General features: G+C 69.0%; 7 protein-coding genes and 10 pseudogenes. 10 read left to right on the forward strand and 7 right to left on the reverse strand.

Translation table 11 applies throughout. The features are described 5' to 3' along the window. Nucleotides 1-201: 201 nt before the first annotated feature. The 6 genes and pseudogenes from FF86_RS67660 to FF86_RS67670 form a co-directional block, all read left to right on the forward strand. A pseudogene (locus tag FF86_RS67660) lies at nucleotides 202-336 on the forward strand (class II glutamine amidotransferase); the annotation flags it as partial. Between the two features lie 472 nt (nucleotides 337-808). Continuing rightward, nucleotides 809-1,812 (forward strand): glycoside hydrolase family 15 protein (locus tag FF86_RS54825; RefSeq protein WP_242419277.1); only part of this gene is annotated, 1,004 nt, incomplete at its 3' end. Between the two features lies 1 nt (nucleotide 1,813). Beyond that, nucleotides 1,814-2,121 (forward strand): annotated as a pseudogene (locus FF86_RS54830) (glycoside hydrolase family 15 protein); the annotation flags it as partial. Nucleotide 2,122: 1 nt separating this feature from the next. Further along, a pseudogene (locus FF86_RS54835) lies at nucleotides 2,123-2,662 on the forward strand (glycoside hydrolase family 15 protein); the annotation flags it as partial. A gap of 73 nt (nucleotides 2,663-2,735) precedes the next feature. Further along, a pseudogene (locus tag FF86_RS67665) lies at nucleotides 2,736-3,699 on the forward strand (MFS transporter); the annotation flags it as partial. A 1-nt stretch (nucleotide 3,700) separates the two neighbouring features. After that, nucleotides 3,701-3,970: pseudogene (locus FF86_RS67670) on the forward strand (MFS transporter); the annotation flags it as partial. Between the two features lie 194 nt (nucleotides 3,971-4,164). On the opposite strand, the gene FF86_RS22215 reads toward FF86_RS67670, so the two are convergent. The 5 genes and pseudogenes from FF86_RS22215 to FF86_RS22230 all read right to left on the reverse strand — a co-directional run bounded on the left by FF86_RS22215 (nucleotide 4,165) and on the right by FF86_RS22230 (nucleotide 7,558). Then, the gene (locus FF86_RS22215; protein WP_044888258.1) at nucleotides 4,165-4,548 is read right to left on the reverse strand and encodes an SHOCT domain-containing protein; all 384 of its coding nucleotides are present in this window, start codon (nucleotides 4,546-4,548) and stop codon (nucleotides 4,165-4,167) included. A 181-nt stretch (nucleotides 4,549-4,729) separates the two neighbouring features. Beyond that, nucleotides 4,730-5,260 (reverse strand): annotated as a pseudogene (locus FF86_RS54840) (ribonuclease BN); the annotation flags it as partial. A 479-nt stretch (nucleotides 5,261-5,739) separates the two neighbouring features. Further along, nucleotides 5,740-6,638, reverse strand: an 899-nt coding sequence (locus FF86_RS22225; protein ID WP_242419278.1) for a DUF2252 domain-containing protein, incomplete at its 5' end; no start/stop codon positions are given. A 1-nt stretch (nucleotide 6,639) separates the two neighbouring features. Further along, a pseudogene (locus FF86_RS54845) lies at nucleotides 6,640-6,981 on the reverse strand (DUF2252 family protein); the annotation flags it as partial. Between the two features lie 229 nt (nucleotides 6,982-7,210). Beyond that, nucleotides 7,211-7,558, reverse strand: coding sequence for a carboxymuconolactone decarboxylase family protein (locus FF86_RS22230; protein WP_044888257.1), 348 nt, complete (start codon nucleotides 7,556-7,558; stop codon nucleotides 7,211-7,213). Nucleotides 7,559-7,813: 255 nt separating this feature from the next. Between FF86_RS22230 and FF86_RS22235 the strand changes: the two genes are divergently transcribed. Further along, nucleotides 7,814-9,190 carry a hypothetical protein gene (locus tag FF86_RS22235; RefSeq protein ID WP_044888256.1) on the forward strand — a complete coding sequence of 459 codons (1,377 nt, stop codon included), beginning with the start codon at nucleotides 7,814-7,816 and terminating at the stop codon, nucleotides 9,188-9,190. 446 nt (nucleotides 9,191-9,636) lie between these two features. On the opposite strand, the pseudogene FF86_RS64290 reads toward FF86_RS22235, so the two are convergent. Together FF86_RS64290 and FF86_RS32345 are read right to left on the reverse strand one after the other, a co-directional pair. Continuing rightward, nucleotides 9,637-10,568: pseudogene (locus tag FF86_RS64290) on the reverse strand (diacylglycerol/lipid kinase family protein); the annotation flags it as partial. A gap of 554 nt (nucleotides 10,569-11,122) precedes the next feature. Then, the gene (locus FF86_RS32345) at nucleotides 11,123-11,302 is read right to left on the reverse strand and encodes a hypothetical protein (protein WP_044888255.1); all 180 of its coding nucleotides are present in this window, start codon (nucleotides 11,300-11,302) and stop codon (nucleotides 11,123-11,125) included. Nucleotides 11,303-11,325: 23 nt separating this feature from the next. Here FF86_RS32345 and FF86_RS67675 point away from each other — a divergent pair. The 3 genes and pseudogenes from FF86_RS67675 to FF86_RS22255 all read left to right on the forward strand — a co-directional run. Beyond that, a pseudogene (locus tag FF86_RS67675) lies at nucleotides 11,326-11,428 on the forward strand (MarR family transcriptional regulator); the annotation flags it as partial. A 1-nt stretch (nucleotide 11,429) separates the two neighbouring features. Then, a pseudogene (locus FF86_RS54855) lies at nucleotides 11,430-11,808 on the forward strand (MarR family transcriptional regulator); the annotation flags it as partial. A gap of 433 nt (nucleotides 11,809-12,241) precedes the next feature. Continuing rightward, nucleotides 12,242-12,703 carry an anthrone oxygenase family protein gene (locus FF86_RS22255; protein WP_044888254.1) on the forward strand — a complete coding sequence of 154 codons (462 nt, stop codon included), beginning with the start codon at nucleotides 12,242-12,244 and terminating at the stop codon, nucleotides 12,701-12,703. The last annotated feature ends 337 nt before the right edge of the window (nucleotides 12,704-13,040 follow it).

Raw genomic sequence — 13,040 nt, forward strand, 5'->3', positions numbered from 1 at the left:
GGTCGAGTGGGGTCGCAAGACGATCAGGAGCCTGCTCGAACGTATCTCAGTACCAACCCGACATCATCGCCTGATTCCTCGGCCAAACCGGGGGCCTGGCCCCTCGATCCAGAACTCTCGTAGCCAGACCCTGACCATTCAAGATCTGTACTGGCTGTCAACGCGGCGGTTGCCTCGACGCCACGTGGGCACCTCCGCCATTTCGCTGACATAAAAGGCTCTACGGATTCCGAGGTGATGTTCCACCTTGCCCTGACGTTCGGGCTGGCGGAGGACCCCGTCGGGGGGTTGGAACGAATGGCCGGTTTCGTCGAGAGCGCCGGAGCCGCTGAGCGAGCTGCCCGGGGTGTGGCGGGAGATATCCCCCATCCACGGCACTCGTCATCACCGACACGCCACACCAGCGCCCCTTCCGTCCACAGCCGCCCGGGTAAGAAGAGTGCGGCTGCCCCGGTTTCTCGGTGGCGCCGTCCGGCGGTTGTCGCGGCGGCCGTCCCGGTCACCTGCGGTGAAGGTGCGGCGATGGTCCGCGGGACGGAGGATGGACGGTGGGGGCTGGCGGGCCTGCCGGCGGCAGGGGAAAGCTCGACAGCTACGAGCTCAACAATGCGGGAGGGGCCTTCTGGACCGGGCATCATAACCACGCACTTCACCCGCCGACGCAGCGAGGGTTTCCGCGGTCGTACTCCGGAGTGCTGCAGGCCCACGTCGCCGCCCTCGCGCGTCGCGGGCAACCAGGGCTGGGGCATGCCGCGGGCTCGGGCCACCGGCAGGCTCATGGTCCGCGACGACCGCGGGAGGAACCATCATGAACGACTACCCACCTATCGCGGATCACGGTCTCGTGGGCGACCTGCAGACCGCGGCGCTGATCGCCGCCGACGGGACCGTGGACTGGTGGTGCACCCCGCGGTTCGACTCGCCGAGTGTCTTCGCCTCGTTGCTCGACAGCGATCGTGGCGGTTACTGCCGCTTGGCCGCTGACCTCGGCGCGGCCGACGAGGCCGGCGTGCGGCAGCTCTACCTGACCGATACCGCCGTGCTCGTCACCCGGTTCATGGCCCCGGGCGGGGTGGGCGAGGTGCTCGACTTCATGGAGCCCGACCCCTCGAACACCCCGTCGGCGCGGCATCGGCTGATCCGGGTCGCCCGGGTGGTTCGCGGCAGTCTGCCCTTCGAGCTGCTGTGCCGGCCACGGTTCGACTACGGTCGCGCGTCCCACACGCTGCGCCATCTCGACGACGGATCGGTGGTGTTCCACGGGCCTGATACGGATCTTCACGTGCAGGCGACCGCCCCGATCGCGCTCCATCCGGACGGCCACGACGTCTCTGCCCGCTTCACTCTCGACGCCGGTGAGCTGGCCGCGGTTGTCCTCACCAGCGAGAGCGGTGACGCCGCCGCCCGCGGCGGACGCCCCGGCGGTCCGCCGCCCACCGTGCAGGCGATCACCGCTGCGTTCGACGCCTGCCGCGCCTTCTGGCTGACCTGGCTGCGCGCCTCCCGCTACCGAGGCCGGTGGCAGGAGATGGTCACCCGCTCGGCGATCACCCTGAAACTGCTCACCTACGCGCCCACCGGCGCTCCCATCGCCGCCGCCACGATGGGTCTGCCCGAGCAGATCGGCGGCGAACGCAACTGGGACTACCGCTACACCTGGATCCGCGACGCCTCCCTGTCGGTCCACGCCCTGACCACTCTTGGCTTCACCCGCGACGCGAACGCCTACCGCCGCTGGCTACGCGAACGCCTCGACGCCGGCTGGACCGCGTCCGGTGAACCGCTTCAGATCATGTACCGCGTCGACGGGGANCCCCACCTGACCGAGGAGATCCTCGATCATCTGGAGGGCTACCGCCGCTCCGCGCCGGTCAGGGCCGGCAACGCCGCCGCCGACCAGATTCAGCTCGACATCTACGGCGAGGCCGCCTATGCCCTCGCCGAGGCGAGGGACATCGGCGGAATCCGCGGCTGGAACGCCTTCACCGCCGTCATCGACTGGCTCACCGACCACTGGGACCGCCCGGACGAAGGTATCTGGGAAACTCGCGGCGGCCGGCAGAACTTCACCTACAGCCGCCTCATGACCTGGGTCGCCTTTGACCGGGCCATCGGTTTCGCNACCGCCTACTCCCGTCCCGCCGACCTCACCCGCTGGCAGACGGCCCGCGACACCGTCTTCCGGCAGATCATCGACCGTGGCTGGAACGACAAGCGCCGTGCCTTCGTCCAGCACTACGACACCGACGTCGTCGACGCCTCCCTGCTGCTCATGCCCCGCGTCGGCTTTATCGCCCCGAACGACCCCGACTGGCTGAGCACGCTCGACGCCATGAACGACGAACTCGTCAGTGACAGCCTCGTCTACCGCTACAACCCCGCCGCCTCCCCCGACGGACTACGGGGCTCCGAGGGCACCTTCAATCTCTGCAGCTTCCTCTATGTGCAGGCCCTCGCCCGCGCCGGCCGCCTCGACCAGGCCCGCTACGCCTTCGACAAGATGCTCACCTACGCCAACCATGTCGGCCTGTTCGCCGAGGAGATCGGACCGTCCGGTGAACAGCTCGGTAATTTCCCCCAGGCCTTCACGCACCTCGCGCTCATCGACGCCGCCATCGCCCTCGACGAGGAGCTCGACCGCGCCGAGTACCTGGCCCGCTGACCGTCGGCGGCGCGATTGGAAGCGAGGTACGCGGCGACCATGACCGAGCAGACGCCCGACGCAGGTCCCCTCNCCCCGCCACGGTCGGCCGGCACCGACCGACGAGTCCTGGCACCGCTCGCGCTCGCGCAGTTCATCTGCAGCTTCGCCGGGTCGAACATGAATGTGATGATCAACGACATCAGTCGCGACCTCGACACGACCGTCCAGGCCGTTCAGGTCGTCATCACGGTCTTCCTCCTGGTCATGGCCGCGCTGATGATCCCCGGCGGCAAGCTGACCGACCGGCTGGGCCGCAAACGCTGCTTCCTCACCGGGCTCGCGGTGTATGGGACAGGGGCCGTGCTCAGCGCCGCCGCGCCAGGGGTTGGCGTACTGCTCATCGGCAACTCGATCCTGGAAGGTGTCGGTACCGCCCTGCTGATCCCCCCGGTCTACATCCTCACCACGTTGCTGTTCACCGACCTCACCGCCCGAGCCCACGCCTTCGGGATGATCATGGCCGCTGGCGGCCTCGGGGCGGCGGCGGGCCCACTCATCGGCGGCCTGATCACCTCCGCGATCAGCTGGCGCGCGGCCTTCGCCTTCCAGGCCCTGGTCATTGCGCTCATCATCGCGCTGAGCCGGTCCGTCCCCGACCCGCTCCCGCCGGACCCGCACCGTCACTTCGACCTCCCCGGCGCGGTCCTGTCCGCAGGCGGCCTCACCCTGATTGTCATGGGCATCCTCGCCGCCGACAACAGCCTGGCCCTCACGGCCGCCCTCCTGGCCGCCGGCGTGCTCGTGCTGGCCGGATTCCTGCACTGGGTACGCCGCGAGGAGCGAGCCGGCCGGGAGCCGCTGCTGTCCACCAGTCTGTTCCACAACCGAAGCTCGAACCTCGGCCTGGTCACCCAGAACATCCAGTGGCTGCTGCTCATGGGCTCGTCCTTCACCGTCGCCGCGTTCCTCCAGGTGGTACGCGGCTACGACGCCATCAAGACCGGCCTCATCTTCACGGCGGCCACTGTCGGTCTGCTCGCCTCGTCGCTTGCCGCNGAGCGGCTTGCGAAACGTCGCTCCCAGGGCACTCTGATCACGGCCGGGTTCGCCCTGACCGTTGCCGGAATCATCCTCCTGATCGGCCTGGTCGCCGGATCACGCAGCCCGTGGGCGTTCACCCCCGGGCTGTTGCTGATCGGTCTCGGCCTCGGCGTGATGCTCACCCCCTCGGTCAACGTCGTCCAGTCCGCCTTCCCCGAGCAACGCCAGGGCGAGATCTCCGGCCTCTCCCGCAGCATCTCGAACCTCGGCTCCTCCTTCGGCACCNCCATCGCCGGCACCATCCTCGTCGCNGGCCTGACCACGAACGCCTACGCCGCCGCCATGGTCACACTCGCCGTCATCGGCGTCCTCGGCCTGGTCGCCGCCACGCTGATGTCCCGGACCACCTCCGGGGCCGACACGCCGGATGGCGGCCAGCCGGATGTCAGCCCGCACGACTGACTGATCTCACTCGGGGCTCAGGTCAGAACGCGGGACTTCGCCCGCTGGAAATCCTCCTCGCTGATCTCACCGCTCCGCCGGAGCTCGACCAGCTTCGCCATGTCGTCGGCAATCCCCTGAGACTGCACCGCGGACGGCTGGAACCCTTGGTACAAGGCCTGCTGCCGCTGCCGGTCCGCCATTGCCCGCTCACCCATCGAATCGCCACGGAATATGGTGTACGCCAGAACTCCCAGAAGCGGGAGGACGATGACGGCGGTCAACCATCCGGCCTTCCCCCAGCCGGAGAGGTCACGACTGCGAAAGATGTCCGAGATGACGACGAAGAGCAGGTACAGCCACAGCATGAGCCCGAAGAACAGCAGCATGGTCCAGAAGGCCGACAGAAGCGGGTAATCCATGATGAAGCCCCCTTGCGCAGGTCGAAATCGGATACCAGCGATGTCTCGTTGAGAGACTTACCCGAACTGCGCGTCACCACACGTTTCGCGGTCCTGGCGGGGAGGCGGGGGAGAAGCTGTCACCGGCGTCGGGGTGGATCGACGAACATTTCGGGTGCGTGACCGTGGGTGGATACGGCAATCACTCGGATGAGGATCTCGCGTGTCGCCTGAATGCGCGGAGGACGGACAGGCCCTGATTGTTGTACCAGCCGCCGACGGTCGCCCCTCCGGTGAGAACGACCCCGAGTCCGATCAGCCACGAAAGAAGCGTGAAAACGACTCCGATCTCGCCGTAGTTCCGCTCGTTCGCAACGATCGATGCCGAGAACAGCAGCCGGCTCACCACCCCGAGGCCGGTCAGGCCGATCGTGGTGAACACGGCTGCGGGCAGGATTTCCCGCCAGCTCAGCCGGCCACGGACGAGAACCCGGGTACCGATCCAGAACAGCAGTCCCATGGCCGCGATGACAATCAGACCCTGGCATACCTGGCCGACTACCGTGCCGGTGAGCACCGCCCCGGTGGCGGTGGTGCCGGCGAGAAAGACGATCAGTCCGGCGAGCCAGACCACCTGAGCCGGCACCCCGCGCAGGCCGAACGCCGGAATCCGGAAGACCCGCAGGTACACCGACTGCACCGCCCCGGCCAGGCTCAGTCCGCCCAGGGTCAGNCAGACCGCGCCGAGGACCGTCCACCCGGACTGCGCGGATCCGCCGCCGTCGGGGGTGAAGAGACGCTCGACGGCCATCGCGGCGTCGTGGTTCAGCCCCATCCGCCTGACGATGATCTCGGCCGCACCGCCGGGGCGCAGCGGCGACACCGCCGCCAGTGTGATGATGAACGGGAAGAACAGCATCAGGATGAGCGCGGCGAGGGTCATCGCACCATTGATCAGATCGCTCTCCCGCAACTGGCGGGCCAGGTCCTCCGCCGAGGACCCGCGCCATCTGTCCCGAAACCCACTGGGTGGTTTCAAAGCCCGCCTCCGGGCGTCGGAAAGACGCCCTCTCGACTGCTCGTGGCGACCCCGGCCGCCGGCCGGTCCCCACTGCCGACCCACACCCAGAGCATCACTCAAAGTGAGGGCCAGCGCATCCCGCCGGGCCGAGCCGGGGACCGTCGACCCCGACGGGTTCCCACCCCCGCCCGTCAGCCTGCCGTGCTGATCCGTCCGGACCGCGCGGCCTCGGCGAGCGCCGCGTGATCGCGTTCGTTCTGGTCGGCGTAGGCCTCGGCGAACCGGGCGATCGCCTGGTCGAAGGCGTCTCCGGCGCCGAGGTAGGCCGCGATCGCGACGCGGTCACCCGAGCGGGCGTGGGCCCGGGCGAGGGTCGCTCCGCACAGCCGCGCGAACAGGGCGAGGCCGTCGGGGTCCATGCGTTCGGGGAGCACGACGCCCTTCCAGTCCTGCAGCTGGCGGACGTAGAAGTCGCGGCGCCGCCCGTCGATGCCGTCCACCCGCTGCCAGCCGAGGAAGATGTCCCCGGCGGCCTGCATCAGACGTTGTCCGGCGACGACTCGCTCCCCCTGGTTGCCATACCGGCTGGCGGGCAGGTGATCCGCCAGGACCGACGCCTGCGCCTCCTTGACCTGCAGCAGCAACGGGTCGTCGCGGTCGCGGCCGAGCAGCAGCGCCACCCAGCAGCGGGTACCCACGCTGCCGACGCCGACGACCTTGCGTGCGACGTCGACGAGCCGGTACTGGGCGAGCAGCGAACGCCGGTCGTCCACCAGGGTGGCGCCGTACTGGTCGATGATGGTGGTGAGCTGATCTGTCAGCAGGTCGCGCTGGGCTCCGCGGAGCAGTTCGCGGACCGGGACGAGCAGCGGCGGGTCGGAGACGAAACGCGGCTGGCCGTCTGTCACCTCGGTCAACCGGGCGAAGGCCCGCAGCCGGTCGCGGGACCGGGCAGTGGTGGCTGCGCGGGACAGGCGCCTGGTGTACCGCCGTCCCAGCACGTCCCCGAGCCGGGCCCGCAGCTGATCCACGTCGACGTGGGCGTACCAGACGTCGAGGTTGGTCATGGCCGCGAACCGGCGCATCCAGGNCCGGTACGCACCGATCGCCGCGCTGACGGCCGCCCGGCGCCGCGCCGGCGCGAACCCGTTGCCGCGGCCGGCGATGACCAGGCTCGCGGCCAGCCGCTTCACGTCCCATTCCCACGGGCCGGGAAGTGTCTCGTCGAAGTCGTTGATGTCGAACACCAGGTGGCGCTCGGGGGAGGCGAGCAGGCGGAAGTTGAGCATGTGCGCGTCGCCGCAGAGCTGGACGTCGATCCCGGAGACCGGGGTGCCGGCAAGATCCGCCGCCATGACCGCGGCGGCACCACGAAAGAACCGGAACGGTGACTCCAGCATGCGCTGGTAGCGCAGCGGGACGAGCTCGGGCAGNCGGGTCCGCGACTGCCGTTCGATCACGTCGACCGGATCGGCCCGGCCCGACGTCGGCGCATACTCGCCGTGAATCCGGCGCGGGGCGAGGATCCTCGCGCCCTTTCCCCGGGCCGCGCGCTCGGTCGGCGTGAGCTGTTCGGACCTCGCGGACAGCCGTGGCCGCGAACCGGCCGCGACCGGCGGTGGGCTGACGACCGCTACCATGCTCTACCTCACACCATTCCCGTTACTCCGGGCTCTCGTTCAGGATCTCGTCCAATCCGAGCGCGCGCAGGACATTCCCCGCGGCCGACACGACCCGGGCACTTCCGACGATCGGTGCGATGGCGGTGGTCACGCCCTGCGCATCGGCGGCGGTGAGGCCTGCCTCCTGGGCAGCGGCGAGGTTCATCAGATAGGAAGCGGGCGCCGAGTCCACGGCGACGAGCGCCGCCAGGCGCACGAGATGGTAGGTGCGCTCGTCCAGGCCCGACCGCTCAAGCGTGTTCAGGTGCATCTGCACGATCTCTTCGAAGACTGGTGCGTCGCCGTGCGCGATCGCGCCGAGCGTCCGCTCAGGAGCCTGTGTCGTCATTACTCTCTCCTTAATTTGACCACTTGCATTTCAAGGATATTTTCCTCGTATTGGCTGCCCGAGACCGGTGGCCCGCAAACATACGACGGCAACGGATCGAGGCGGAGGAAGCGGATTTCGATATTTTTCCGGAGTTTCTCGGCGGCACATTCCCGTCTCGCCTGCCGGCAGTTTATGGTTACTCCTCGCAGGGAAAGTCGCGGCCGCGGGACCGTGCTGGCGGCCTCCCCAGGCAGAAAGCAGGAGGGCTGCGCCATGGTTGCCAGTGCTGGCGGCGGCTCGGACGGCCCGGCGCGTTCGGACGACAAGCGTCCCCTGTCCGTCGGGGAACGGGCGGAGTACGAGCGGCTGCGCAGCGCGGCAGCGGTGCGGCACGACCGGCTACGGACCGTCGGGGCGTCCCTCCTGCTCCTGCTGGCCGCCGTGCTGGCGCCGCTCGCCGTGGTTGCCACCTGGGCGGACACGACGATCTCCGATACGGACCGGTACGTCGATACCGTCGCCCCGCTCGCCACCGACCCCGCGGTGCAGAACCTGGTGATCGACCGTCTGACCGGCCGGGTCGTCAGTAACGTCAACGTCGATCAGGTCACCGCGTCGCTCGCCGGCGTCCTCGCGCGAAACGGCGCTCCCCCCGCTGTCGTGGACCACGCCGACGCACTGGCCGGCGCGCTGAAGACCGCCCTGACCAGCGCGGTACATCAGGTGGTTGAGGGGGTGGTCACCAGTGACCAGTTCCCCCTGGTCTGGGAGAACGCGAACCGTCGGGCACATGCCGCCGTGGTGAAGGTCCTCACCGGTAAGGGCGGCAGCGCCGTGCAGGCCAAGGACAACACGATCGTGTTGGACATCGGCCCGGTCGTCGACAGTGTGCAGAAGCGGCTGGCCGACGCCGGCTTCGAGAAGGCAAACAAGATTCCCGACGTCGACCGACAGATCGTGCTGCTGCGAACGGACAAACTGAGCAAGGCTCAGGACGCCTTGCGGCTACTCGCCGTCCTCGGCCGCTGGCTGCCGGTCGCCGTTGTGGCACTCGCCGCGCTGGGCGTGTGGCTGGCGCCCTCGCACCGCGCCGGGCTCATGGCCACGGGAATCGGAATCGGCGTAACGATGATCGTGCTGCTCGTGGGGCTGGCCGTCATGCGCCAGGTCTATCTGGACTCCGTCCCGTCCGACACCCAGCCGCGGGACGCGGCAGCGGCCATCTACGACACTCTCGTCCGTTTCCTGCGAGACAGCGCGCTTACCTGGCTGACCATAGCCGTCATCATCGTGGTCGCTGGATATCTCTACGGGCCGGGGCGCGGCGCCCGGGCTGTCCGCTCCGGCGCCGCCCACGCCACCGGAGCCGTCGGTCGGGCCGCGACCCGGGTGGGTGTGCGCACCGGCGGCGCGGGCCGCTGGTTGGCCAGGCATCGCCGCCTCACCAGCGGGATCGTCATCGGGGCCGGGGCGCTGGCCCTGGCGCTGTGGAACTCTCCGACCCCGTCATCGGTCGCCCTCGTCCTTGTGGTAGTTCTGATCACTCTGGCTGTGCTGGGTGTCCTTGCCGCCGCCGGCACCATCCGACCCGGTCCCGGGAGCCCCGATGGCAGGCCTTCCGACGGCGTCGTGGGGCCGCCGACCACCTGACACCCACGCCGATACGCACGGGCACGGTTCAGGCCGGCGACCGGCCGACGGCGATGCGGATCAGCGCGGGGAACATCCCCCAGACACCCGGCCGCGCGGCCGGGACCCCGGGCGCGTGCAGTGGAATCCGAATGCGCACAGCCGCCGGAAGCAAGCGGAGATCCAGCGGTGGNGGCAGGCGCAGCGCCTCCCCGTCCACGCCGACGCTGACCGGTCGTGCGGAGTCGATGCGCATGGTGGGGCTGGTCCACTGGTGGAAACCGCGGAACCGGCTGATGGCACCCATGGACTCGAGCGCGACGAGGGCGGGTAGGTCGCGAGCGCGATCGACGCGCAACGCCGCCACGCCAAGCCGGCCGCTGTCGAGCCGGGGCCGGGTACCGAAACCACNAAGGCTGTGCAGCTGGTAGGCGTTGTTGGACACGAGCAGGACGTCCGCGGTCGANCCGGCCTGACCGTCCGGGCCGGTGAAGCGAAGATCCGGCGGAGCGCGGTCCACGCCCAGCAGGTCGGGCAGCATCGCGGCCGCCGTTCCCATCTTGGCGTCACGGTAGCTGTCGGACTGCACGATTTCGGCGTAGACGCCCAACGAGACGTTGTTGACGAACACGCGGTCACCGAGCTGACCGAGGTCAACGCGCTGCTCGACAGCGAGGTCGAACGCGTCGAGCGCCCCCACCACATCCTTCCGGTCGAGGCCGAGGTCAAGGGCGAAGTGGTTACGAGTACCGGCTGGGACGCAGACGAACGCCATCCCTCGCCGCCGTGCCACGTCCGCGACCAGTGCCTGCGAACCATCGCCGCCCGCCATGCCCACCACGTCGGCTCCGCGGTCGGCGGCGTCCTCGGCGAGGGAACGCAGATCAGCGCGTTCCGTGAGGGTGACGACCGCGATCCCCCGCCGGGCGGCCTCCTGAGCGAGATTGTGGCGGTCGGCGGCGCCACCCCCGGAGCGCGGGTTCACCAGCAGGACGCCGCGCCGGGCGGCTCCAACCATGCGCCCCCTGGGGCGGTGTCGTCCGAAGGCGCCGCGCGCTGCGGTTCCCGACGTGACGAGCAGGCACGCGGTGACCAGCATGGTGGTCAGGCCGACCACCCCCGCGAAGGCGATCAGGCCGCCGAGCGCGAAGGCCGCCACTACGGCCGCGCTCAGGCGGCGCAGCCCCCGTCCGACCAGCGCCGCCCAGCCTGCCACCAGCGCGATCGTCACAGCGGCGACCGAAACCGGCAGGGCAATCGGCCGGTCGATCAGCCGGGCGAAGATGACAGTGACCGCCGCGGCGAAGCTCATCAACGCCGCTGAAGCCGCCACCCGCCGGGAGCGGGACACCGGCACTCCCGCCCGCTGCCCCGCCCGCCGCCCCTGCCGGCGAACCATCCAGGAAAGCACGATTACCCATCCTTCCCACCTCGTCGAGTGGTTTCAGCGCAGGACCTTCTCCTCGGCATGCTGGTTTCCGCCTCGGGCAGGTCGCCGGTCGCCTTGAGCTCAGCGAGCCTGGAGAGCGTGTCCGTGTCCGCGTCCATCCCGGCGCCGGAGGCTGTCTCCCGGATACAGGCGGCGACCTGATCCTGTTTCGCCCGCGCATGGTCGACTTCCCGGGAGGCCATTTCCGGCCCTCTCGGGATCAGGTAAAAAGACGCCGAGGAATGGGATGATCGGCGCTGTGGGAAAATGAAGAGAATATTCCAGAAGGCGCCGGGTACTGGATACCGGTAAGCCGGACAGCAGCCGGCAATCTCATNTCCCACCCCCTCTCGGAATCGCCCCATCTACCGTCCCATCCGTGACCTGAACCGGCAACTCGATCAGGAGCGAAAAATCAACCCGATGCGGGCGAAGAGGTCTGAATCGGCGTGCAGGACGCATCCCCGAAGGCCAGCGCGACCCGCCCGGTCATACGGATCTGCTCGGCCCAGTCGCGCCGGGCATTAGGTAGCGAGCCAGCTCGGGTAGAGCACGGTGTGCGCGATCCCGGACTCGGCGACGGCCCGCTCGACCGCGCGGTGCACCAGCCCGATGGGCTGGTCGAACTCTCCGACTTCAGAGGACGCCGGCGAGGACAGCAGCACCAGATAGCGCACGCCGGCCTTCGCGGCCCTTTCCAGCAACGCTAACTACGACGGGGAGGGAAGTGTCAACCAGCCCTGGGCGCGGCGGCGAGTTCGACGTGGACGAGGCCGTCCGAGAGCTCCTGCTGCTGATGCCGCAACTGGTCGGGCGGGCCAAGCGGACACNGCCGCCGGATGAGCTGGCCGAACTGGCCCTCGGCCCCCGGCACCTGTCGCTGCTGTCGTACCTGCTTTTCGACGGGCTCATGACCGTGAATGCCCTGGCCGCGCGGTTGGAGGTGGCGCCGATGACGGTCAGCCTCATGGTCGCCGACCTCAGCCGCGGCGGGGTCGTGGAGCGCCGCGAGGATCCCGACGACCGGCGGCGGCGAATCGTGAGCATCGCCGACGTCAGCCGTCCGGCGATCGAGGGATGGCTCGGTCCAGGTGCCACCGCCTGGCGAGAGGCCCTCCAACCGCTGACCCCGGCCGAGCGCCGCCTGGCCGTCGACACCCTACGTGCCCATGAACGCGCCACCGGCAAGCGAGCCTCATCCGCGAGCTGAGCAGGTCGCGGTCAAGCGCGACCTGCGTTCATGAACGGTCGAGGGTGCCATGCGCTCCCAAGCGGTCGCCTCGGCATCTGTCGTTCGCCGAGCGTGAGGAGATCGATCAACCAGTCTGCCGGCGAACAACCTCACACGCCGGTTCCCAGCGGGGACGGCTTGCGGATACGAGCCAGCCAAGGCTCATCGACCGGCCAGCCCACCCTCGCCAGGAAGCATCGCACCGATTACAATTCGTGACGGATCGACTCACCCGCCCGGCACGCCGCCGGGCGTCAACCGCCCGGTAGCCCGCATTACCCCCGCCACGGGCCATCCCGCTGCGCCGTCCGGCACGCCAGGCAGGAAAAGGACAACGGGTCGCGACGACCCGTCCGGCTTGGTATGAACACATCCACTCAGCGGCGTCTGATGGATGGAGAGCCAAAAAATCATGGTCTCGACCCTTGTCGTAGTCTCCCTCGTGCTGGCCGGGCTCGTCGCGGGGACGATGACCATTGGTCTGGTCGCCGTGCGGCCTGCGATGCATTCCCTGCCCGCGACCACCTACGTACTCGTCAAGCAGGCGTTCGACATCAGCTACCCGAAGTTCATGAAGCCGCTGCAGATTGCCTGCCTGCTCTCGACGGTGGCCCTGACGGCGGTCGCCGCCGTAGTTGGCTCCGCCGCCTGCGCGATCCTGGCCGCGGTCGCCGCGGTGGGCGTTTTCACCAACATCATTGTCACCGTGCGTGGCGACCTCCCGATCAACAACGCGATGGCCACCTGGACGCCGGGCGCGCCGCCGAGCGACTGGCAGTCCCAGCGGGCCCGCTGGGACTTCTTCAACTCCATCCGGACGATCGCCGCTGTCAGCGCCCTGGTGCTGCTCGCGCTGGCGGCGACCATATCCTGACGCCTTCTCCCCGCACTCGTCCGCCCGGCAATCGTGAAACGTNAACTNGACCAGGCCGTTTGCCAACGGTTGCGGATCATTCGGCAAGGAGCCGTCCGCGGGCGGACCTGTCCCCCGCTCGCCCGACTTCTCTAAGGCGATCCTGACGCACTGCTAAACCCAGAACCCAGAACCTGATCAACACCCAGAACGCCTCAGGCCTGTCCGGAACACCCGACTTATCCGCCGCGAGCGAAACCCCCGCAATCGCCCACGGCGGCCACACCTCGGGGAGCAATGCCGTTTAGCCTAGTAGACCGTCGCTGTTTAGTTCTGGGGTGTGGCAGGCTGGTGTTGG

The sequence above is a fragment of the Frankia sp. CpI1-P genome (assembly GCF_001421075.1).
Classification (GTDB): Bacteria; Actinomycetota; Actinomycetes; order Frankiales; family Frankiaceae; genus Frankia; species Frankia torreyi.

What these genes read in the sequence shown, in the direction of transcription:
- FF86_RS22215 (WP_044888258.1), bottom strand. Translation starts at nt 4,548, where the DNA reads ATGGATTACCCGCTTCTGTCGGCCTTCTGGACCATGCTGCTGTTCTTC.
- FF86_RS22230 (WP_044888257.1), bottom strand. Translation starts at nt 7,558, where the DNA reads ATGACGACACAGGCTCCTGAGCGGACGCTCGGCGCGATCGCGCACGGC.
- FF86_RS22235 (WP_044888256.1), top strand. Translation starts at nt 7,814, where the DNA reads ATGGTTGCCAGTGCTGGCGGCGGCTCGGACGGCCCGGCGCGTTCGGAC.
- FF86_RS22255 (WP_044888254.1), top strand. Translation starts at nt 12,242, where the DNA reads ATGGTCTCGACCCTTGTCGTAGTCTCCCTCGTGCTGGCCGGGCTCGTC.